Source organism: Rice orange leaf phytoplasma (assembly GCF_001866375.1).
Lineage (GTDB): Bacteria > Bacillota_I > Bacilli_A > Acholeplasmatales > Acholeplasmataceae > Phytoplasma > Phytoplasma asteris.
The window spans coordinates 23,938-45,824 of the sequence record NZ_MIEP01000004.1; the positions used below are offsets into that span (position 1 = coordinate 23,938).

At 27.6% G+C, this 21,887-nt stretch carries 21 protein-coding genes and 1 pseudogene; 12 read left to right on the plus strand and 10 right to left on the minus strand.

What is annotated here, in order from left to right:
- Positions 1-124 precede the first annotated feature (124 nt).
- The 10 genes from thiI (at position 125) to pth (ending at position 10,456) form a co-directional block, all read left to right on the plus strand.
- Positions 125-1,417: a tRNA uracil 4-sulfurtransferase ThiI gene (gene thiI, locus BHE82_RS01060; RefSeq protein WP_257608382.1), complete on the plus strand. Its 1,293-nt coding sequence runs from the start codon at positions 125-127 to the stop codon at positions 1,415-1,417.
- Positions 1,418-1,524: 107 nt separating this feature from the next.
- On the plus strand, positions 1,525-2,229 hold the full coding sequence (locus BHE82_RS01065) for a TrmH family RNA methyltransferase (RefSeq protein WP_071345580.1): 705 nt from the start codon (positions 1,525-1,527) through the stop codon (positions 2,227-2,229).
- A gap of 93 nt (positions 2,230-2,322) precedes the next feature.
- The gene (locus tag BHE82_RS01070) at positions 2,323-2,877 is read left to right on the plus strand and encodes an inorganic diphosphatase (protein WP_011160520.1); all 555 of its coding nucleotides are present in this window, start codon (positions 2,323-2,325) and stop codon (positions 2,875-2,877) included.
- A gap of 247 nt (positions 2,878-3,124) precedes the next feature.
- On the plus strand, positions 3,125-3,583 hold the full coding sequence (gene smpB / locus BHE82_RS01075) for an SsrA-binding protein SmpB (RefSeq protein ID WP_180365485.1): 459 nt from the start codon (positions 3,125-3,127) through the stop codon (positions 3,581-3,583).
- A gap of 207 nt (positions 3,584-3,790) precedes the next feature.
- Entirely contained in the window at positions 3,791-5,647 is a 1,857-nt protein-coding gene (locus BHE82_RS01080; RefSeq protein ID WP_071345456.1) for a DUF2779 domain-containing protein, read from the plus strand.
- 241 nt (positions 5,648-5,888) lie between these two features.
- Positions 5,889-6,962: a transcription termination factor NusA gene (gene nusA, locus BHE82_RS01085; protein WP_071345457.1), complete on the plus strand. Its 1,074-nt coding sequence runs from the start codon at positions 5,889-5,891 to the stop codon at positions 6,960-6,962.
- A gap of 5 nt (positions 6,963-6,967) precedes the next feature.
- Entirely contained in the window at positions 6,968-7,225 is a 258-nt protein-coding gene (locus BHE82_RS01090; RefSeq protein ID WP_071345458.1) for a YlxR family protein, read from the plus strand.
- Positions 7,226-7,384: 159 nt separating this feature from the next.
- Positions 7,385-9,244, plus strand: a complete 1,860-nt coding sequence (gene infB / locus BHE82_RS01095; RefSeq protein WP_071345459.1) for a translation initiation factor IF-2 — start codon at positions 7,385-7,387, stop codon at positions 9,242-9,244.
- Between the two features lie 3 nt (positions 9,245-9,247).
- A complete protein-coding gene (rbfA, locus tag BHE82_RS01100) occupies positions 9,248-9,589 on the plus strand; it encodes a 30S ribosome-binding factor RbfA (RefSeq protein WP_071345460.1) in 342 nt (113 codons plus the stop codon).
- 300 nt (positions 9,590-9,889) lie between these two features.
- Positions 9,890-10,456, plus strand: a complete 567-nt coding sequence (gene pth / locus BHE82_RS01110) for an aminoacyl-tRNA hydrolase (RefSeq protein WP_071345462.1) — start codon at positions 9,890-9,892, stop codon at positions 10,454-10,456.
- A gap of 107 nt (positions 10,457-10,563) precedes the next feature.
- Here pth and BHE82_RS01115 read toward each other — a convergent pair whose 3' ends face one another.
- The 6 genes and pseudogenes from BHE82_RS01115 to BHE82_RS01140 all read right to left on the minus strand — a co-directional run bounded on the left by BHE82_RS01115 (position 10,564) and on the right by BHE82_RS01140 (position 17,938).
- On the minus strand, positions 10,564-11,844 hold the full coding sequence (locus BHE82_RS01115) for a hemolysin family protein (RefSeq protein WP_071345463.1): 1,281 nt from the start codon (positions 11,842-11,844) through the stop codon (positions 10,564-10,566).
- Positions 11,845-12,331: 487 nt separating this feature from the next.
- Positions 12,332-14,782, minus strand: coding sequence for a replication restart helicase PriA (priA, locus tag BHE82_RS01120; RefSeq protein ID WP_071345464.1), 2,451 nt, complete (start codon positions 14,780-14,782; stop codon positions 12,332-12,334).
- A gap of 100 nt (positions 14,783-14,882) precedes the next feature.
- The gene (locus tag BHE82_RS03045; RefSeq protein WP_084024634.1) at positions 14,883-16,235 is read right to left on the minus strand and encodes an ATP-dependent metallopeptidase FtsH/Yme1/Tma family protein; all 1,353 of its coding nucleotides are present in this window, start codon (positions 16,233-16,235) and stop codon (positions 14,883-14,885) included.
- Positions 16,236-16,467: 232 nt separating this feature from the next.
- On the minus strand, positions 16,468-16,884 hold the full coding sequence (locus BHE82_RS01130) for a hypothetical protein (protein ID WP_071345465.1): 417 nt from the start codon (positions 16,882-16,884) through the stop codon (positions 16,468-16,470).
- A pseudogene (locus BHE82_RS01135) lies at positions 16,881-17,657 on the minus strand (AAA family ATPase); the annotation flags it as partial. The gene BHE82_RS01130 and the pseudogene BHE82_RS01135, both read right to left, overlap by 4 nt.
- 29 nt (positions 17,658-17,686) lie before the next feature.
- A complete protein-coding gene (locus tag BHE82_RS01140) occupies positions 17,687-17,938 on the minus strand; it encodes a hypothetical protein (RefSeq protein ID WP_071345467.1) in 252 nt (83 codons plus the stop codon).
- Positions 17,939-18,541: 603 nt separating this feature from the next.
- On the opposite strand from BHE82_RS01140, the gene BHE82_RS03115 reads away from it, so the two are divergent.
- On the plus strand, positions 18,542-18,727 hold the full coding sequence (locus BHE82_RS03115) for a hypothetical protein (RefSeq protein WP_143549426.1): 186 nt from the start codon (positions 18,542-18,544) through the stop codon (positions 18,725-18,727).
- Here the strand turns inward: BHE82_RS03115 and BHE82_RS01145 are convergent.
- The 4 genes from BHE82_RS01145 to BHE82_RS03210 form a co-directional block, all read right to left on the minus strand.
- On the minus strand, positions 18,694-19,089 hold the full coding sequence (locus BHE82_RS01145; RefSeq protein ID WP_071345468.1) for a hypothetical protein: 396 nt from the start codon (positions 19,087-19,089) through the stop codon (positions 18,694-18,696). The two genes, BHE82_RS03115 and BHE82_RS01145, sit on opposite strands and share 34 nt — an antisense overlap.
- A gap of 408 nt (positions 19,090-19,497) precedes the next feature.
- Entirely contained in the window at positions 19,498-19,884 is a 387-nt protein-coding gene (locus BHE82_RS01150) for a hypothetical protein (protein ID WP_071345469.1), read from the minus strand.
- A gap of 548 nt (positions 19,885-20,432) precedes the next feature.
- Positions 20,433-20,765, minus strand: a complete 333-nt coding sequence (locus BHE82_RS01155; protein WP_071345470.1) for a hypothetical protein — start codon at positions 20,763-20,765, stop codon at positions 20,433-20,435.
- A gap of 1 nt (position 20,766) precedes the next feature.
- A complete protein-coding gene (locus BHE82_RS03210) occupies positions 20,767-20,904 on the minus strand; it encodes a hypothetical protein (protein ID WP_165383250.1) in 138 nt (45 codons plus the stop codon).
- Between the two features lie 705 nt (positions 20,905-21,609).
- On the opposite strand from BHE82_RS03210, the gene BHE82_RS01160 reads away from it, so the two are divergent.
- Positions 21,610-21,822: a hypothetical protein gene (locus tag BHE82_RS01160; protein WP_034172241.1), complete on the plus strand. Its 213-nt coding sequence runs from the start codon at positions 21,610-21,612 to the stop codon at positions 21,820-21,822.
- Positions 21,823-21,887: the final 65 nt, after the last annotated feature.

Here is a 21,887-nt window from a genome sequence, read left to right on the forward strand (position 1 = left end):
GTTATATTCATGTTATAATTAAGCTGTAAAAAGTTATTATATTTTAATATTTAAGTGCATAAAGATATTTAAATATAATTTATTCAAAAATATTCATACACAAAATATTGATGTGAGGAACTTTATGTATCAAAAAAAAATTTTAATTAGATTTGGAGAATTATTTTTAAAAGGAAAAAATAAAAAAGCTTTCATTAATACATTAAGACAATTATTACAAAATAAAATTAAAGACCTTTGCAACGTTCAAATGTATTTTAAACACGATTATGCTTATCTAGAATATATTTATGATGCAAGTTTAGAAAAAGAAATTCTTAAAAGATTATCTTATGTATCAGGGATTTCTTCTTTTGTTGTAGTAAGTCAAGCAAGTAGACAATTAGATGATATTGTTCAAAAAGCTTGTTTATTGTTACAAGAAAAAATTAAAAAAAATACTTCTTTTAAAATAGAAACCACTAGAAAAGATAAAAGTTTTGCTTTAAAAAGTTTGGAACTTACCCAACAAATTGCTCCTTTAATTTTAAAGCAGTTTGAAGGTAAATTAATAGTTGATGTTAAAAATCCTCAAGTTATTTTACATGTTAGTATTAGAAAAGAAAAAACTTATCTTTATTTAAAAAGTGATGAAACTCAAGCTTTAGGAGGGTTTCCTGTTTCTTCTGGTAGTATAGGAACTGTTTTGATGAGTGGTGGTATTGATTCTCCTGTAGCTGCTTATTTGGCGATGAAAAAAGGTATTACAGTAGAGTTATTACATTTTGAATCAAGCCCTTTAACTCCTTTAGAATCAATCCAAAAAGTAATTGATTTAGCTAAAGTTTTGAGTCGTTATGCTTTTGGTAATCAAATTAAATTGCATTTAGTGCCTTTTAGATATTTGCAAGAAACAATTACTAAAACAGTTCTAGATTCTTATATCATTAATGTTATGCGTCGGATGATGTATCGTTTAGCTTCTCAATTTGCTTTTCAAAAAAATCATTTATGTTTAATTAATGGTGAATCAGTAGGACAAGTAGCAAGTCAAACTTTGGAAAGTATGCAGACAACTACTCAAGTAACGAGTATGACTATTTTAAGACCTTTAGTTACTATGGATAAAAATGAAATAATTAAAATAGCTAAAAAAATTGATACTTTTGATATTTCTATTCGTGCTTTTCATGATTGTTGTACTCTTTATTTGCCTCAAAATCCCACCACTAAACCAACTATTCTAAAAGCTAAAAGAGAAGAGCAAAAAATAGATTATTTCCCCTTATTAAATGATGCTTTTCAAAATACAATTACTCTAAATATAGACCAACATTTGCAATTTAATATCTGTGATTATGGTTTTTTTGATGTAAAAGAATCAATTAAGCATTTTTGCGAACAAAATCCAGAGCAAACAATTGTAAGTCAATATTAAAATACAAAAGATAAAAAACAATTCAATAAAATAATATTTAAAAAGAGCGTAAAATGCAAATTAATTTTAATTTTTATGCTTTACTAATTTCATTCAAAGGAGCATTTATGATTACATCGAAACAAAATCCTACTTTTAAAAAATTAAAAAAATTACAATTAAAAAAATATCGCGATTTATATCAACAATTTTTAGTATATGGTGATCATCTCATTGAACAAGCACAAAAAAACAACGCTGTTGTTACCATTTTTACTTCTAATGAGGAAAAACCAGGGACTTTTATTGCGCCTTCTTTGATGAAAGAATTATCTCAAACTAAAACTGTCTTTGAGCAAATGGCTCTTTGCAAACCTACCTCAGAGAATAATTTATTGTCTGATAAAATTTTAGTTTTGGATGATATTCAAGACCCTGCTAATTTAGGAGCTTTAATGCGTTCTGCTAGTGCTTTTGGGTTTAATCAAGTTTTTGCCAGTTTTCATAGCGCTGATTTTTATCATGAAAAAACTATTAGATCAAGCCAAGGTGCCTTATTTTCGCTTTCCTTAAAAAGAGGCAATACCAAATCCTTTTTAGAAGAAATTAAAGAAAAAAACTATTCTATTTTTAGTGCTTTTCCCCAAAAAGCCAATATTACTATGGAAGATGCTAAAAAATATCCTAAAAAAGTATTAATTTTAGGAAACGAAGGACAAGGGATTTCTTTGGAAACAGAAGCCCTTTCTGATTATTTTGTAAATATTTGCACTCAAAATGTCGAAAGCTTAAATGTTGCAGTTGCAGGAAGCATTTTAATGTATCTTTTGTAATTACCAAAGATAAAAATTTATTGCAAAAAAATAAAACAATAAAATATCATAAAACAAATTATAAAATAAATAAAATAATAAAGAGGTTTAAAAATGAATATATTACATGATATTAATCCTGAAAGAATTACCAAAGAAGAGTTTATAGTAGTTATTGAAATTTCTCAAGGAAGTAAAAAAAAATATGAGATTGACAAAGAAACAGGTCTTTTGTTGCTTGATCGTTTTTTGACAACTGCTTTTCGATATCCGATTAATTATGGATTTGTTCCTTTAACTCATTGTGAAGACAATGATCCTTTAGATGTTTTGGTGTTATCTCAAGAAATCCTAGATCCTATGACTTTGGTAAAATGTCGTCCTTTGGGAGTAATTAAAATGATTGATAATGATGAATTAGATGAAAAAGTAATTGCAGTTCCTGTTTTTGATAAGTATTTTTCTCATTTACAAGATTTAAAAGATATGCCTTTGCCAATGATTGCAGAAATTAAGCATTTTTTTGAAAATTACAAAGCTTTGGAAAAGAAAAAAGTAGTTATTGAAGCTATACAAGATAAACAAGCAGCATTTAGTGCTATTGAAACAAGTCTTTTAACTTATCAAAAAGTTATCAAACCTTCTTTAAAGAAAGAAAAAAAGCAATAAAAACCTTCTTATATTTTTGCAAATAAAGTTTATTTGTGTTTTGCCTCCATATCATTTTTCAGTTTTAATAAGGCTCAATTGTAATTAAATTATTTGATTAATATTTGATTAAAATGCTTGAAAAGAAAAGATTTGACAATAATATTGGTGATAAATATACTGTACAACAAACTTATTTTTAAAAAAACTTACTAACTCAATTTTGATTATTGCATTTATTTCATTTTGCAAAGGAAAAGTTTAAATTATGAAAACAATTATCACTAATAAAAAAGCATTTTATGATTATTCTTTAGAAAAGAAAAAATATCAAGCAGGAATCAAATTATTAGGAAGCGAAGTAAAATCAATTAGAATAGGAAAAATTAATTTATTAAACTCCTATATTCATATCAAAAATGAAGAAGCTTTTATAGTGAATATGACTATTTTAAAATATCCTTTTAGTTGTTGTTTGGCATATGATGAAAATAGAACTAAAAAGCTTTTGTTGCAAAAACATGAAATTATCCAAATTCAAAACAAAATTAAAACTGAAAAATTGTCTGTTATTCCTTTAAAAGTTTATTTTAATAAAAATTTAGTTAAATTAGAAATTGCCTTAGCTAAAGGTAAGAAACAACACGATAAAAGAAATGCTTTAAAAGACTTTGATGCTAAATTGCGTATTCAAAAAACATTAAAAAACTTTAATCAAAAACAATAAACCTTAACCCTTGTATTTTTTAATGAATAAAAAACCAATTTTAAAAATCTCTAACTTAAATTGCTTAATATTTTGTATTTTTTTGTAGTTTAACAATAATTTATAACAATTAAATTTTTGCAATAATAATGATACAAAATAATCAATTATTTTGTATTTTTTGCTTTTATGCAGATATCAAATTAGACAATAATTAAGGACACATGAATGAAAATTTCTAAAACTCGTTTTATTAAGTTTTTAAAAGTTTTAAAATATTTGAATTTTAAGTTTTTGTATCAAAATAAATCTCAGTTTCTTTTGGATTTTTCCAATGAACTCAAAGATTTAATTAATGAAGAAACTTATGCTAAAAAACTTGCTTTTTTACAAGAAAATCTAAGCGAGCAAGACGAATATCAAGCTGTTTTAAACCAAAAACATTTAAACATTATGCAACCTTATTACAAACAATTAGAGCTTTTGGTAGGTTCTTATTTGGAAAAACATTTTCCAGGAGAAGTTATTTTTTCTTTGGAAACTTATCAACAAAAAAAGTTTCAAATGAATAAACAAGGATATCAATTTTATTGTTTTTTAGATGGATATCAAGAAGACAAAACAACTATTCGTATTTTTGAAACTAAAACTACTACTAGCAAAAAATTTTTAAAATTGCAATTTGTAAACGATAACAAAGAAAAAATGCCCTTTTTCCATTATACAAGTCCTAACACCTTATCACCTTTTTGCAAGGGCTCCAATCAAGACAACCCATCTTATCAAAAAAAAATGCAAACTTTTTTTAATCCCAAATCACAAGAAGGAAAATACATCTATGATTTAACTTATCAAAGATGGGTAATTGAAAACAATTTAACTGAGGCACAAAAAAAGAAAAAAATAGAGTATTATTTGGTAGTTCTTAATTCGGATTATGTTTATGATTGCAAAAGTTGTAATGCGGCTTTGGATCCTAACTTGCTTACTTTTATTGATTTGACTTTGATTACACAACAAGGAACTCAAATATTAGAAAATGATGCCAATCTTTTAATTTCTTATTTGTCTTCAAAAACTAACAAGCCAAACGGCACTTCTGCTTATTATTTGTTGCCTGAAAAAATCCTTCATTTTTATGAAAACATCCCTTCCAAAGACAGTATTTTTACTTATTTTTATAATCATTTAGGTTTTTTTGACTCCCAAAACAAACAAAAACACGAAACACAACAGTTAATTTTGCAACAATATTATCATGTTTCTGACATTCCTTTTGCTTGGTTGAATCGTTTTGATAACAAAGTGCAACAAAAAGTTACCCAAAAAAAGCTTCCTTATTATTGTTTTGATAAGATTAAAGCAGGGTTGCAAATTCTAAAATACCCTCTTTATTATTTAGATTTTGAGGCTTTTCCGTGTCCCTTTCCTAGATTTAAAGGCGAAAAACCCTATACCCAATCCTTATTTCAATTTTCACTTCACATCGAAAAAGCCCCTGGTTTGTGCAACAAAGATAAAAATCACGTTTCTTTTTTGGCACCTGATCACGCCGATTACAGAAAAACCCTATTAGAAAAACTAACCAATGCCATTTTAGATGATGGAGGCTCCATTATTGTTTATCATAAAGCTTTTGAAAAAACACGCCTTCAAGAATTATCTTTGCTTTTTCCTGAATATTCTTTGCAAATCCAAAACATTATTACGCGTATTTTCGACCTTAAAGACCTTCTAAAAGGCAGCAAAACTTTTTATCAAAACCTAGGATTTGATTCTGAACAAGCTGCAGGCATTAATTTTTATCATCCCCATTTGCAAGGTTCTTTTTCTATCAAAAAAATTACTCCTTTATTTTGCAATTTGAATTATAAAAATTTAGTTATTCAAAATGGTATTGAGGCTTTTTTAACTTACATTCAACTGCCTAAAATGTCTCCTTTGCAATTTCAAGCGCAATTTCAAGCCTTAGAACAATATTGCAAACAAGATACTTGGGTAATGGTAGAAATTTTGAAAGGACTTATCAGCCAAACCCAAAAACCTAATTTCTTATATTTAACTCCTAAAGATATTGTCCAATAGTCAAATTTATTATTTTTATCTCCTTTTTATTCACAAAATTCCTTAAGGATGCATAAAAAATTGTTATTTGCCTTGGGAAATGATATAATTATATTATGAGTTATTTTTTTTCATCAAAAGATAAAAATGGTGCTTGTAACAAATCACTGTTTTTTTATTTTGTATCTGGTTTTAGTTGGTTGCGTTTGTTAATGTTAAATTCGCCCACATCTAACAAGATGCATTTACTAGGAGGTATCGTTTGATTAGTAAGAATTTTTTTAAACTTTTAGATAAAATCGCTCAAGAAAGAGATTTAGATAAAGACCAAGTTATTGATGCTTTTGCTAAAGGATTGATTTCTGGTTGCAAAAAAAATCATAAAGTTAAAAGCTGTAAAATCCAGTTAAAAGAAGACAAAAGCGAAATTATTTTATATAAACAATTTTTGGTTGCCGATGAAGCCACTATGAGCACTATTAATTTAAAAGAGTCAACTCCCATTACTCTTGAAGAAGCCCAACAAATTAAGCCTCATGCCAAAATAGGTCAAGTAATTGATATTAAAGTTGATCCTAAAGATTTTAATCTATACGCTGTCAAAGAACTTAAAAATCAATTCAACGAAGAGCTTACCAAAAAGAAAAGAGAAAACATTTATAATTTTTTCAAACAACAAGAAGGCAAATTAATTAGCGCTAAAATTATTTCGGAAAACGATAAATTTTATAATTTGGAATTAGAAAAAGAAATTACTACCTTGCTGCCTAAAAAAGAAATTGCTTCCAATAATGAAATGCAAGTAGGCGAAAGAATTCAAGTTTTTTTGTCAGAAGTAAGAAAAACTACTAAATGGCCTAAGATTTTTGTCAGTTGTAATCATGTGGGACTTGTAGTTAAAGTGTTAGAAGAAAATATTCCTGAAATCCAAGAAGGCATCGTTAAAATTGCAGGGATTGCCCGCATTTCTGGCGAACGTACCAAAATTGGTTTATTGTCCTGCGACGCTCAAGTAGATGCCATTGGCTCTTGTATTGGCGAAAGAAGTAACCGTATTAAAAATGTTATCAAAATCCTTAAAGACGAAAAAGTTGATTTATTTGTTTGGAGCGACGATCCCCAAGAACTTATTTCAAATGCCCTCAAACCTGCTTCATGCCTTCAAGTTGTCATCAAAGACGACATTAACAAATACGCTATTGCAATTGTTCCTGACGACCAATTTTCTTTAGCGATTGGTAAATTAGGTAAAAATGTTAAATTAGCAGTGGAAGTAACTAAGTGGAATATCGATATCAAAACCTTAGATCAAGCCCAAACAGAAGGATTAATTTAATTGTAATGACTGTTTTGCGAACTTGTATAGTTTCTAAAAAAATTCAAGATATCAAAAAAATGATTAGAATAAATAGCACTAAACAAGGAAAAATAGCTGTTGATTTTAATTTAGCACTTCAAGGAAGAGGAGCATATCTAACTTTAAAACTTGAATATGTTATTTTGTCGCAAAAAAAGAAACTTTTAGATAAAAAACTCAAAACCAAAGTTCCTGAAGAAATATATCAAACTCTTTTAAAATTGATTGCTTTACAAACTTAGCAAACATTTTTATATTTTATTTATGCATTTTTCCATCTTTGAAATATTTTTTGTTCACTTCACACTTCACATTTTTTATTTTGTGCCCAATTTATTTTTTATGTTGCAATCTTTTATTTTCATGCATTAAAAATTATTAAAATTAAAGGAGGGATGTAAATGACCCTTAACAAAAAAACAAATAATGAAAATTCATCCAAAACTACCCCTAAATTATCCAAGGAAACGGATTTGAAAAACGATTTTGCTAGTAAAAACTATGTTTTTAATCCCCAAGACAAAGTTTTTCAAATCGCTCAAGTTTTTGGTATTACCAGTGCTGTTTTAATTAAAAAATTATTACAATTAGGAATTAAAGCAGATGTTAATCAAACCTTAGAAAAAGATATTGTTGAACTTTTAGCCAAAGATTACAATATTCAAGTAAGCGAACCCCAAGAAAAACACACCCCACCACAACTTCAACCGCAAAAGCCTTCCCTCACTAAAACCAAACCCAACCAAAAACTTAATTTGCAAAAAACACCGCCCATTGTAACTATTATGGGACACGTTGACCACGGCAAAACTACCCTATTAGATGCCATTCGAAAAACTCGTGTAGTTGATCAAGAATTTGGAGGCATTACCCAACACATAGGAGCTTATCAAGTTGAATACCAAGGCAATAAAATAACTTTTATTGATACTCCAGGACATGAAGCTTTTGATAAGATGAGGGCTAGAGGAGCTAAAATTACTGATATTTGTATTTTGGTAGTAGCAGTTGATGATTGTGTCAAACCACAAACCTTAGAAGCCTTGAAGCACGCCCAAAAAGCCCAAATTCCTATTATTGTTGCTTTAAATAAAATTGATAAACCCAATAATAATACACAACAAATTATGCAAGAATTATCTAGTTATGATTTGTTGCCTGAAGAATGGGGTGGCACTACTCCTTATATTTCTATTTCTGCTTTAAAAAGAGAAGGTTTGGAAAAAATATTAGAAATTATTCTTTTAGTTAGTGAAATCCAAAATTTACAAGCTAATCCCGATCAAAAAGCTCAAGGAACAGTTATTGAGGCAAGCCTTGATAAATCTTTAGGAATGGTGGCTACTTTTATTGTAAGTGATGGCAACCTCAAAGTAGGCGATATCGTCGTTGCTGGAGCTTCTTATGGAAAAATTCGTTCCATGGAAGATGAAAATAAAAAAAAACTAACCAAAGCCTTACCTTCGCAACCTGTGCGTGTTGCAGGATTAAAAGAAGTGCCTCAAGCAGGAGATATTTTTTACGTCGTTGCTAATGAAAAACAAGCACGCCAAATTGTAGCCGAAAAAAAATCCCAAACTAAAGAAACTTTAGCCAAAATCCCTTCACCTCTTAATTTAGAAGATATTTTACAAAACTTAGAAACCGAAAAACCGCAAGAACTAAATATCATTTTAAAAGCTGATACTCAAGGAAGTTTGGAAGCGCTTCAAGGTATGATTGCCAAAATTAAAGTATCTGATCTTAAAGTGCAACTTTTGCGCGCTGCTGTTGGCACCATTACAGAAACAGATATTGCTTTTGCCAAATCATCAGACAGTTTGTTAATAGGCTTCAATATCAAACCTGCTTCTTCCACACTCAAATCTGCTCAAAGACAAGAAGTAAAAATTACTATTCATAATGTTATTTACCGCATTATTGAAGATATTGAACAAAAATTAAAATCTATGATTAAGCCTACTTTTGAAGAAGTGGTTACTGGTAAAGTAGAAGTAAGAAAAATTTTTAATATCAGTAAAGTTGGCAATATTGCTGGTTGTTATGTGACACAAGGTATTGTCAATAATAGCGATTTTGCCAAAGTAATGCGCAATGATGAAGTTTTATTTAAAGGTAAAATTGTATCCTTAAAACATCTCAAAGACAACATTAAATCTGCCAAACAAGGTTATGAGTGCGGCATTTTACTTGATGGTTTTAATGATTTTGAAATTAATGATATAATAGAAACATCTAAACTAAGCAAAGTAGAGGAATAAAAAATGGTAACAACAGCTGAAAGATTGTCTAGTCTAATTCAAAAAGAATTGGTATTAATTAATGATGTTATTCAAGACGAACAAATAGGATATATTAATTTAACCGATGTTAAAGTAACAAAAGACTTGTCTTTTGCTAATATTTATTACACTATTTTAAGCGATGATCCAACTGTTTTGAAATTAACAGAAGAAACCATTGAAAAAAATAAAGTTGTTATTCGGTTAGAATTAGCTAAAAAAATTAAAAATTTTCGTAAAATACCTGATTTAGTTTTTAAATATGATAAATCTTTATCTTATGGACGCCGTATAGAAAATATTTTAAAAGATATTAATAAATAATTCTTTCTTTGTTATTTGTTTCAATAATTTATATAAGAGATGCTTTAATAAAGGCATCTTTTTTCTTTATTGGTGTTGGTATTTTGTTATCTTTGTTATTAAAAATAATTTGCGCACAAAATACAAAAATTAAAATCACTTTTCTTTTTGCAATTCCAAAAAATAATGTAATTAGTAAAATAATTCAAATATATAATTGCAAAAATAAATTTGTAAACGGCTTTTGTTTTACTTTTTGTTTTTGCTTATCATAAATAATAAAATGAAATAATAAAACACAACAAAAAGAAAGGAAAAATGATGAAACTTATTGTAGGTTTGGGCAATCCAGGTACCAAATTTCTAAACACTCGTCATAATGTTGGTTTTGCTGTTGTTGATTCTTTTTTAAGTCAAAATAAATATCAAATCTTGAAGGAAGACAAAACCGCCCACATTTATCAAATTAATTTTAACCACCACCAATCATTATTGATTAAACCACAAACGTATATGAATTTATCAGGTGAAGTGGTAAAAAAAATTATAAATAAATATCGCATTAAGATAGAAAATATTTTAGTTATTGTAGATGATATTTATTTGGATGAAGGCAAATTAAAGTTAAAAATGCAAGGTGGTCATGGAGGGCATAACGGATTAAGGAATATTATTGATCGTTTAGGCACTAAACAATTTAAAAGGTTAAAAATAGGAGTAAGTTTAGATTCTTGCATGCCTTTGGATCAATATCTTTTAACGCCTGTCAATGCAAGCAGTCAAAAAAATATTTTAAAAAACATTAATATTATTAATAAAATTATATTTAATTTTATCCAAGATGTGGATTTTAATATTTTAATGAATGGGTATAATTCTAAACTTTGATTTTGTATTACCCATTATTATTTATTTGAAAATAAATGATTTCTTAATTGAACAAATTTATAAAGGTATAAAAAAAGAGCAAATATGAAAATATTTGCTCTTTTTATTTATTTTATTTCTTCTTGTAAATCTATTTTTGTGATTTTGATTTGAGAAATTACTTTATCATTGTGTTTTAAGATTGTAAATTTAAAATTCTTGTAAATGATTTCGGTATTTTTGTCATTTGGTTTGGGGAATCTTCCCAATTGTCCTATTAAAAAACCACTTAAAGTATCATAATCTTCAGTGTTAAATTCTAATTTAATTGCTTCTGCGACCTCTTCTAAATCAGCAAATCCATTAACAATATATTCATTTTTGGCAACTTCTTTAATCATTAGATCTTCGTTGTCGTATTCATCCGAAATTTCACCTAAGATCTCTTCAATTAAATCCTCAAAAGTAATTATTCCAGCTGTGCCACCATATTCGTCAATTACTATTGCCATATGGGTTTTGGTTTTTTTCATTTCGCGGAAAAATTCATTAGTATTTTTTGTATCTGGGACCAAATAAGGTTTTCTAATGAATTTTTTCAAATCAAAAATTTTATTTGGGTTTGAGGACATTAAATAATTAAAAATATCTTTAACATGTAAAATGCCTATAATATTATCAATACTATTTTCATAAACTGGGAAACGTGTGTATTTTTCATTTTGGATAGTTTTAATTAATTCTTTTTTGGTAATTTCAACATCAATTGCAACTACTTCGGTGCGGTGGCGCATTACTTCAGAAATGTTTGTGTGATCAAATTCAAAAATATTTTGAATCATTTTATTTTCATCTTTGTCAATGATGCCTTTTTGATAACTTGAAGTTAACATTAAGCGTAGTTCGTCTTCTGAGACTTGTATGCTATTTTTGTTAGGATTTAGTCCGAAAACAATAAGAAAAAGATTACTTACTTGAGTCAAAATCCAAACCAAAGGCGTAATTAACCAAGCAATTAAGGAAATAGAACCAGAAAAAAGATAAGCAATTTTGGAAGGTGCATGCATTGCTATGCGTTTAGGAATTAATTCTCCAAAAATAATAGAAAGGGTAATAATTAAAGCCTCAATTCCGATGTTATGTAATGAAAAATGCCCTTCTGTTTCTCTTAGCCAACAAGATGTTACAATATTTCCTTGAAAAAAAGTAATGATGTGAATCATAATTTGAATTACTGATAAAAAAGTGGTTGGTTTGGTTTTGATTTTTTTGACTCTTAGAGCATTTTTATTGCCCTTTTTGATATCTAATTCAATTTTGCTTTCGTTAGTAGAAATAAAAGATATTTCGCAAGCTGCAAAAAAAGCATTTAATGCGATTAAAATAATCAATATGACTATCGGATTCATAAGAAAAAATACCTTTTGGCATTAATGCACATTTTTTTATTTGCTAAATTTGATTTTTTACCCACAAACGTCTTTTTTTCAAAGATCTTTATTGTACTAAATTTTATACTATCACTATCGTCCATATTTTTTTGAAACAGCACCTCGCTTTTAATTTATATTTTTAATAACTAACTGATTTCATTTTAACATAAATAATAAAAAATGTCAATTTATAAAGTAAAATAATTGCTGGTTTTTCATTGGTTTTTGCTCGCTTTTTGTGGTACATATTTTTTTGTTAATGGAAAATAAAAGCAATAAAAAAGAATAGTAATTTTATTTGGGTGTTTCTTTTGGTTTTGTGATTTTTTTGTGATTTGTGGTAATTGAAAAAATTGATGACTATTTTCAAAAACTTCTGTTTGCTATTATTGTTGCCTTTTGGTTTGGCGTTTCTTTTTTGCCTCCATGCAATTTTAATTTATCTTTGGATTTTATAATTTGTTTACAATAAATTAGCAAACCTATCAAAAATAATTAAAGCATCTTGGTGAATGTTGTTTTCCAAAATAAAATCTAGATCCAAAGGCCAAATGCTATATTTTAGTGTCAATAAACAGCGATAACGGTTATTTTTTTTAGGAATAAGTGATAAAACAGGACCTAAAACAGTTATTTTGTGTGAAAAGCGATTGGACAATGCTGCTTTGATGCGGTAAGCAATATCAAAAGTTTTTTTAAAATCTTTATGAGAGATTAAAATTTGGCTCAGGTATCCAAATGGAGGGTTTTGTGACATTTTTCTTTCTTCTAAAAGTTGTCTCAAAAACTCCTTTTCTTCATATTTGACTGCCGCATTAATTGCAAAATGGTCTATATTATAGCTTTGCACAATTACTTTGCCTTTTTCTTTTCTGCCACAACGTCCTGCTGCTTGAATGAGTAATTGAAAGGTTTTTTCTGAGCCTTTAAAACTAGGAATTTTGAGTAAAGAATCTGCCATTAAAATACCTACTAAAGTAACTTTGTGAAAGTCAAGTCCTTTGGCAATCATTTGAGTTCCTAACAAAATATCTGCTTTTTCTTGATTAAAATCGTTCCATAATTTTTCGTATTGACTAATTTTTGTGATAGTATCTGAATCAAATTTGATAAGTCTTGCTTGCAAAAATTCTTTTTGGAGATAAGCTTCGATGTATTCGATACCAACGCCTACTTCTTTTATTTGTTCTTTGGAGCAGCACATGCATTTTGGTGTAAATTGCTCTTTATAGTTGCAATGACTACATTTTAATAGTTCTTGTTTTTGATAAAAAGTAAGGCTATTGTTGCATTTATGGCATTTGGGGACAAAGCCGCAAAAACGACATAAAACAAATGGTGCAAAACCTTTAGTGTTTATAAATAAAATGGCTTGTTGTTGTTTGGCTAGAACTTCCCTTAATGCATGTTTGAGGGTTTGGGAAAAAGGTTCTAAATTGCCTTTTTTTAATTCTTCTTTCATGTCTACAAGTTCGATGGGAGGTAAAGCATCAATTAAAGCTCTTTTGGTAAGGCTTAAAAGTTGATAATTTTGTTGTAAAACTTGATAATGACTTTCCAAAGAAGGAGTAGCGCTTCCTAAAATTAAAGGAATTTTGTGGTATTTAGCCCTTATTTGTGCTAAGGTTCTTGCATCATAAGTGGCGCGCTCTTTTTCTATTAAAGCCTCGTCGTGTTCTTCGTCAATGATGACAATTCCTAAATTATTTAAAGGAGCAAAAATAGCACTACGAGTGCCTAAAACAATGCAGGCTTGTTGTTCTTTGATTTTTAAAAATTGGTCTAAATGTTCTTTGGGGCTTAAATAACTGTTTAAAATAGCTATATTTTTGTTTGTGAATTTGGCTTGGAGGCGTTGCATTAAAGGAGCTATTAACATTACTTCAGGTACCAATAATAAAACTTGTTTATTTTGATTGAGAACTTTGGTAATTAAATGGAGATAAATTTCAGTTTTGCCTGAGCCTGTTTTTCCGTGTAAAAGATAAGTTTTGTGGTAGTTAAGATTTATTTTTTGTGCTATTTGTTGTTGTTCTTCATTCAAAATTATTTTTTTGTCTTCTGCAAGTAAATCAAAGTTGTGATTTAGAACTATACTTATTTTTTGTTCTGTTTGTAAAAGAATCTTTTTGCGGATTAAGGATTGAATAATGCTGTTTGAAGTCAATTCTAAGGCTTTTTTTCTTGTGATTTCTTGAATTTTTATTTTTGGTTTGCTATGTTTGATTTCATTTGAGTTTGTTTTATCTAACATTTTTAAAGGTTTTAAAGGTTTTAATTCTTTTAATTTTGCAATAAAATCTTTTTGCTTGGGTGTTAATTTTATATCTTTTTTTTCACTTAATTGCGGATTAAGGTGGTAAATGCATATTTTTTTTTCATTGTTTTTTTCTTTGAGTTGTAAAATATCTTTGATTATGACAATTTTTTTCTTAGATAGTTTTGTAAAATGTTCTAATAGTTTTTCTTGGGATTTGTTTTTGGGATTTAAAAAAAGTTCCTTTTTGTTTGCGAAAAAACCTTTGAGATTTTCAGGAAATAACTCCTTATTTATAATTTTAATTTCTTTTAAAAAAGATTTTACAAATTCTTTGGGGAAAATAGTTTCATAAACTAAGGCTTTAATAATGAAAGGAGTTTTTAACATTTCTTGGGATAATAAAAAAAATTCTTGATCAAAATAAGGAGTTTCATCTAAAATAGTTATTATTTCTTTTAAGTTCTTATTGAACTTGCTATTTTCTTTTAAATTGATAATATAGCCTAAGCGTTGCGAATTAGCATTACCAAAAGGAACTACAACTCTCATTGTTTTTTTGATTATCTTTTCAAAATGGGGTGGTACCAAATAATCAAAAGGTTTGTTAATTCCTTGATATGTAGTTTTTATATCTATAATTACTTCAGCTATCAATTTTTTATCCTTGCTTTCTTTATTGATTTAGTTTTTGAGGGTTTGATACTTCAATTATAACAAAATTATAAATCATTTGGGATTAATAAAAAAAGAGACTTTAAAAAGCCTCTTTGGGATTTGTTTGATTGTAATTAATGTGTACAAACGATTTTAATTTATTTTTTACAGTAGCTAATTTATTTTTGTTAGGTTTATTACCTACTTTAGTTTTAGTTTTTGCAGAATTTTCTTTTTGTGCTTTTGGTTGTTGTGTCTCATCTAAAGCATAAATTTCTTTTTGACTTAAAGTATCTTTATCTAATAAAGCTTGGGTTATTTTTTCTACTAATACTTTATTTTTTTCTAAAATGTTTTTATCTTGTTTGTAGTATTCATCTACTATTTTTTTAATTTCTTGATCTACTTGATAACGAGTTTGTTCGGAACATTTTTCAAAGTTAATATATCCTAAAGGACTCATTCCTGAATAAGCCACCATTCTAAAAGCAGTGCGAGTAGCTTGTTTAAGATCGGAATACACTCCATTAGTTCTAGCTTTAGAAAAGAGTTCTTCAGCGGCTGCTCCACCTAAGGCAACAACGATGTTATAGGTGAGTTGTTTTTCGGTATTGCAAAAACATTCTTTATCAGATGTAGGCCACATGTAACCTAGAGCGCCTCCTCTTGGAGTAATAGTGAGGGTTCTTACTTTTTCAGAACTATGAGGGTGCTTCATTACAATTACGGCGTGTCCTGCTTCGTGGTAAGCTGTCATTTTTCTTTCTATTTCGTGAATAACTAAAGATTTTTTGGCAGGTCCCATATAAATTTTGTCAACTAACTCTTCTAATTCATCCATAGTAATAAAAGCTTTTTGTTTTTTGGCTGCTAAAAGAGAGGCTTCATTAAGAACAGCTGCAAGTTGGGCTCCATTCATTCCTAGAGTTCTTTTAGCTAAATGGCTAAAATCCACTAAAGGGTCTATTTTTTTGTTACTAGCATGAATTTTTAAGATTGCTTCTCTAGCTTTTACATCAGGAAGATATACTTGAATAGTTCTATCAAAACGTCCAGGACGAAGCAAAGCAGGATCTAGAGTATCAGCTCTATTAGTTGCAGCTACTACAATTACTCCTCTATTTTGGTCAAAACCGTCCATTTCAGTAAGTAATTGGTTAAGTGTTTGGTCTTTTTCTGAATTTCCTCCTTCTCCTGAATTACTTCTTTTTCCTCCTAAAGCATCTATTTCATCGATAAAAACGATACAAGGAGCATTATTTTGTGCTTCTTTAAATAATTTTCTTACGCGTGCTGCTCCAACTCCTAAATACATTTCAACAAATTCGGAGCCAGATGCTGAATAAAATGGCACTCCTGCTTCTCCTGCAAGAGCTTTTGCAAGTAAGGTTTTACCTGTTCCCGGAGGACCTTCTAATAAAACTCCTCGTGTGATTCGTGCTCCTAAAGTGATATATTTTTTACGATTTTTTTAAGAAATCAACTAATTCTTTCATTTCTTATTTAGGTTCTTGGTTTCCTGCAACGTCTTGGAAAGTTAATTTGCTTTTTTTGTTTCATAGAGGAAGTTTTGTTTTTTTTAGAACCAGCTCTTTTTTGTAATAAGAAATTATTAAAAATATAAAACATCCATAAAGCTGATGAAAAAATACTTAAAATACCAAAAGTATTAGATAAACCATTGGTTAAATATTCTTGGAATTAGTCATTAAATGATTTTTAGGTTTTTTATCTTCAAAAACTTCTTCGCCGTCTTCTTTATAGATTTTTTCACTTTCTTCTAGTAATTTATCTTGCAAAGTGCGATACATAATATCATCCATATAAGCATAAGCAACATCTTCATTTTTATAATAGACTTCTATTTTATGAATAGTACTTTGTTTAAAGGAACTATGTCCTAAATTAATAATTTTAATTTTTTCGATATCTTCGTAATTATCTTTAGTCACTTTGTCAATTAAAACAAATGGCATATATTCTTTTTTATTGTCGTTATTAAACCATTGGTGATTAATTTCTTTAATTGATAAAAATAAAACTAATGCTAAAATGACAGTAATACAACTCCATTTAATGATTTTATTTATTATTTTATTCATAAAAAACCTCGTAATCTTTTGTTTTTCAAGTATTTTTTAAAATAATATATTAAAACAAACATAACTATTTTAAATGCTACCAAAGCACATGGCACTTTGATTAATAAACTTAAATTAAATGCAGGGTTAGTTTTGGTTGGTAAAAGTTGATTTTTATTGGCATCTTGTAAAACTCTTTGAAAACCTTGTTCTAGATTATCAGCAGTTAAATAGGAATGATTTTGTCTCATAGCTGCTAAAGCACTTTCAGAAACTAAAGCATTTTCTTGAGCAGGGCTGAATTTATTGTCATAACATTTTTGACTTAAATCTTTTAAAATTTGGGGTTTTAGTTTGCCATTTTGATCTTTTATATCATTGTGTAATTCTTGATCTTTGACAAAAAAGTCTAAAAATTCTTCTATCTCTTCGGGTTTATGCAAATCTAATTTAAGTCTCCTTTCTAATCTTTCAGGTCTTAACAAATCTTTATCTAGTACATCAGGGCGGTTAGTTGCTCCAATAACTACAATTGGTTTAGAAGGGTCTCTATCTTTTGAATTAAAACCATCTAGTTCTGTTAATAATTGATTAAGGGTTTTATCATAAGCCCCAGAAACTCCCTTACTGCCGTCATCTGACCTTTTGGCACCTACTGCATCTATTTCATCAATAAAAATAATACATGGTTGGTTAGATTCTTTTGCTTCTTTGAATAATTCCATTACTTTATTTACGCCTGTTCCTATATATTTGTCTTGTTGGAATTCAGAACCACTCCTATATAAGAATTTTACTCCTGCTTCTTTAGATAATTCTTTAGCTAAAAAAGTTTTACCAGTTCCTGGGGGACCTTAGAATAAATAACCTTTAGGAACTTTAATTCCCATATCTTGGTATTGTCTAGGGTTTTTAAAAAATGGAATAATTCTTTAAGTTCTTTTTTAGTTTCTTTAGCTCCTTTAACATTGGATAAAAATTCTTTAGTGTCATCTTGTAAAGAAATAAAATCTTTAAAATAAAGTGGAATAGAATCTGTGATAATGGAATTCAATCCGTTATTTAAATTTTTCATTTCTTGGTGTAGTTTAGCTAAATTATCTTGTAGAAATACTTGTTTTAATAATCCTATTTTATCTTTACCTTTTTGAGATAAGTTAGTATTTGTGGTTTGTATTTGTTCGTTGTGATCTTTTTTAATTTATATTTTAGTATCAAATTTAAATAAATGTTCTAATAAAGCTTTAAAATCAAGTTCTTTATTAATTGTTTCTAGATTCCAGCGGTTTTGTAAATTATTCTTAACTTCTTGTGATAATTGAGAATATTTATTTTGATAATTAGTTTGGATTTCTTCTTGTTTTATAAATATGCGCTGTACTAACTTATCTAATGATCCTATTTTTTCCTTATTTAGATTAGTAATTTTAGTTTCTAAAAGATAAAAATTTTGTTCTAAAAAAAACAGTTGTATCTTGTTTTAAATTTGAGTATTGGTTATATAATGATAAATTAGTATCTTTGTTTTGAGCATTTAGGTCAAATTGTTCGCTAATTTGTTCAAAGTGTTTTTGTAGATCATAAGAATGTCTATTAAAATCTAATAATTTTAAATTAAGGCTATCTAGATCTTTTAATATTTGATCTAAATTTTACTTCATTTTTGAGAGGAAATAAATTGCTTTTTGTATTAGTGTTGTCATTAGGATTTGTGTTTGTGTTTTGGTCTTGTGGTTGTGCTTGTGAAAGAGGAGAATTAGAAGCTGTTATTGTGTTTGGAGAAGTAGAAACAGAAGCAGAATTGGGTTGTGATGCTTGTGGTGTTGTCTGTTATTGGGGTTGTTCTTCGTTTGATGTTAAATAATCAAATCCTCTTTTTAACCATTTTATGCCTTGTGAAAATATACTTTCTTGTTCTTGTTCATTATCTTTTGCATTATAAGGTTCATTATCACCAGAAGAAACAAAAACAGATTTAGAATGATCCATTATTTTTTCTTTGCTAGGGTCATCTACTGGTTGATAATATATTTTAGATATTTGCTCTCCTTTATTATCATAAGTTGCATCCCAAGATTCAGACCAATAAATTTTAGGTTTTTCTGCTTTGTGGCCTTTTAAATAATATCTTTTTGATAATTGATTACTATTTTCATCATATTTAGCATCCCAAGTTTTGTCATGTTTCCAATCAACTACTTTATTTTTTTCGGTACTTTTTTTCAAATAATGTCTTTGGGATATTTTATTGCCATTTTCATCATAAGTTTCATTATAAGTATCTCTATTGTCCCAATCAATTATAAGGTTTTGCTCTGTGCTTTCAGCTTTGTAACATCTTCTAGATGCTTTGCTGTCATCACCATAAAAAGTTTTATCCCAAGATTCAGACCAATCAATTATAAGTTTTTGCTCTGCACCTTCTGGTTTATAAAATCTTTGTGAAAATATTTTTTTATTTTCTGCTGGAACAGTTTCAACAGAGGCAGTCCAAGATTTGAACCAATCAATTTTTCGTTCTTGTTCTGTGTGCTCTTTTGCATAATATATTTGTTTGGTAGGATTTTGTCCGCTTTCGTCATAAATTGTATCATAAGAACTTAGCCAATTAATTTTGGGATTTGTTTCTGTATGTCATTGGAAAAACTTTCTTTGAGATAATTCGCTACCCTTATTATCATAAATTCTATCATAAGTATTATCATGTCTCCAATTAACTGTTCCATTTGCGTTAAGTACCCTTGAAACAAGTTTTTTATTATTACCAACCATTAAAGCTTTCTTTTGAGTTTTTAAAGTAGTGTTGTTTTGCTTTTTGGTGATAGTTTTATTATTATTTGTATTGTTGTGGATTTCTTGCCATTCATCTAAAATTGCTTGTCTTTTATTTTGTTCTTTGTCAGTTTTGGCTGTATTATAATTTGATCCCAAAACTAAAAACCCTAAAAAAATTAAAAAACAAAGTTTAGATAATTTAGATAATTTGAAATAGTTCTCGAAGTCTTTGTCTAAATTATTCATTTGGGTACTATTATATGCCCTTCTATTGTTATTATTTTTGTGATTTAAAAAATAATTAAAATTTAAAAATTCTTCTTTTTTTAAAAAAATAAAAAATAATGATTTATGTGTAAAAATTAATTTTGTTATGATGCTATTTAATGATTCTAATGATTATCGAAAGTTCTTAAAGAAGAATCATTTTTAAAGCATCTTAGAAATATATTTTAAAAAAACAAAAAAGTTAAATATTGAAATGAAAAATAATTGTTATTTGGAATGCATTTTTTCTACATCATTTTATTCCCCTTTTTAAATTTTGCAACAGCAATTTAAAAAAATAAAATATTGCTATTAACATCATTTTATCACAAAAAAAACAAGTTTTTTGCTCACTAATCTGTAGATCATGAGTGGTTTCCTTGCAATTTTGTATATAAAAAAAAGATCAACTTTTTAGAGTTGATCTTATTTAATGTAGCAAATATTTGTTTTTTTGAAAGTTTTAGAACAATTATGGGTGTTTATTATGGCAATTTATTTGTTGTTATAAATAGATAAAGTTTTTCTTACAGGATTAAAGTATAAATTAAACTTTCTTTGCAGTTAAATTGGTTTTGGCAAATGTTTAATATTAAATTACCTAAAAAAATCTCTTTGTCTTGAATTAATAATTTTTGAGGACCGTTATATTCCATAATTATAATCTTATTTATTTTATCTAAGGTAATTGCCATATTTTGGTTAAAAATAGTATTGTTATCTTGTATTATTTGGTTTTGAGCAAAAATATCTATCTTATTTAAAGTTTGGCTTTGCCATTTATTAAAAGGATTTTGCAATAATTTAATCCAGTGCGAATCTAAAGGTTCTTGAAAATGGTTATTTCTTTGTTGAAGCAAATCAAGTTCTTTTTTGGATTTGAGTAATTTTTTGGGGATTTATTATTTGTTCTAATATTTGAGCATCAGTTAATTCAGAAATAGATTCTAAATTTGTAATAGTTGGTTTTTTGAGATCTTGGGTTAAAATATTTTGCATGCGTGATAATTCTTTTGATAATATCTAAATCCGTTAATGCCATCAAAAATGTATTTGTTGTGAGTCATTAAAGTAGGTTTGTGGATTATAGATACAAATTCTATTTCCTTATTTAAAGTTTTATCCCACTTTTTTCCTTGATTTTGTTTGGGTGAGTTTTTTTATAGTTTTTGAGAGTTTGGATTTGAGGTGTGCTAATAGCTACTTTTTTGCTTGCAATTTTATGATTTAGTCTTTGATTTCTAAATTGCAAATAAACTAACCCAATTAATAATGTTATTGATGTTATAGAAATGCAAAAAATATAAAATAATTTGAATTGGGGGTTTTTGTGGTAAAATAGTAGTTTTTTTTGATTTTGAAAATGATTAATGAAGTTTGGCTCCCTTGTGATTAAAAATATTTAAATATATCCAAAATGGGAATAATTTAAATGATAGGAATAATGAAATGATTAAATATATTAAAAAATAATGATAATAATGACAAAATATATAAAAGTTATTTTAAAAGTTGTATAATATTTTTATAAAGGTAAAAAAGCAAACCAAATATGGTAAAGATAAAATTAAGCCAAAATTTATGTCTAAAAGATTAAAATAAAAGCTGAAATGGAAAAACGGCATTAAAAAACTAACTTATATTATTTTATTTGATGAACTAAAAATAATTTATTAATAAAAATAAAACGAAAAGGTGATATTCATGTTAAAAAGACAAGCTAAAGAACAAAAAATTAGAAGAATGTTGAAAAAAGTTAATATTGATAAATTAAAAATTGTGATTTTGAAAAATTGTAGTAAAAAAACTCATTTTGAAGTTAAAAATCAGATTCTTTTTGTCAATCCTCAAGTGAAAGTTATTGTAGATCAAGTTTTGGAAGAATTGAGGAAAAAAATGGATTTGAAAAATAATTAGTCATTTACCAAATTATATATTTAATTTATCAGATTCATTTATAATTTCTAATATAGTTGTTTTTA

Excerpts from the sequence above, each read along its gene's own strand:
- BHE82_RS01150 (WP_071345469.1), bottom strand. The coding sequence starts at position 19,884 with ATGAATAATTTAGACAAAGACTTCGAGAACTATTTCAAATTATCTAAA.
- pth (WP_071345462.1), top strand. The coding sequence starts at position 9,890 with ATGAAACTTATTGTAGGTTTGGGCAATCCAGGTACCAAATTTCTAAAC.
- infB (WP_071345459.1), top strand. The coding sequence starts at position 7,385 with ATGACCCTTAACAAAAAAACAAATAATGAAAATTCATCCAAAACTACC.
- BHE82_RS01130 (WP_071345465.1), bottom strand. The coding sequence starts at position 16,884 with ATGAATAAAATAATAAATAAAATCATTAAATGGAGTTGTATTACTGTC.
- BHE82_RS01070 (WP_011160520.1), top strand. The coding sequence starts at position 2,323 with ATGAATATATTACATGATATTAATCCTGAAAGAATTACCAAAGAAGAG.
- rbfA (WP_071345460.1), top strand. The coding sequence starts at position 9,248 with ATGGTAACAACAGCTGAAAGATTGTCTAGTCTAATTCAAAAAGAATTG.
- BHE82_RS03210 (WP_165383250.1), bottom strand. The coding sequence starts at position 20,904 with ATGCAAAATATTTTAACCCAAGATCTCAAAAAACCAACTATTACAAAT.
- BHE82_RS01080 (WP_071345456.1), top strand. The coding sequence starts at position 3,791 with ATGAAAATTTCTAAAACTCGTTTTATTAAGTTTTTAAAAGTTTTAAAA.
- BHE82_RS01140 (WP_071345467.1), bottom strand. The coding sequence starts at position 17,938 with ATGAAAAATTTAAATAACGGATTGAATTCCATTATCACAGATTCTATT.
- BHE82_RS01090 (WP_071345458.1), top strand. The coding sequence starts at position 6,968 with ATGACTGTTTTGCGAACTTGTATAGTTTCTAAAAAAATTCAAGATATC.
- BHE82_RS01160 (WP_034172241.1), top strand. The coding sequence starts at position 21,610 with ATGTTAAAAAGACAAGCTAAAGAACAAAAAATTAGAAGAATGTTGAAA.
- BHE82_RS01115 (WP_071345463.1), bottom strand. The coding sequence starts at position 11,844 with ATGAATCCGATAGTCATATTGATTATTTTAATCGCATTAAATGCTTTT.
- smpB (WP_180365485.1), top strand. The coding sequence starts at position 3,125 with ATGAAAACAATTATCACTAATAAAAAAGCATTTTATGATTATTCTTTA.
- thiI (WP_257608382.1), top strand. The coding sequence starts at position 125 with ATGTATCAAAAAAAAATTTTAATTAGATTTGGAGAATTATTTTTAAAA.
- BHE82_RS01065 (WP_071345580.1), top strand. The coding sequence starts at position 1,525 with ATGATTACATCGAAACAAAATCCTACTTTTAAAAAATTAAAAAAATTA.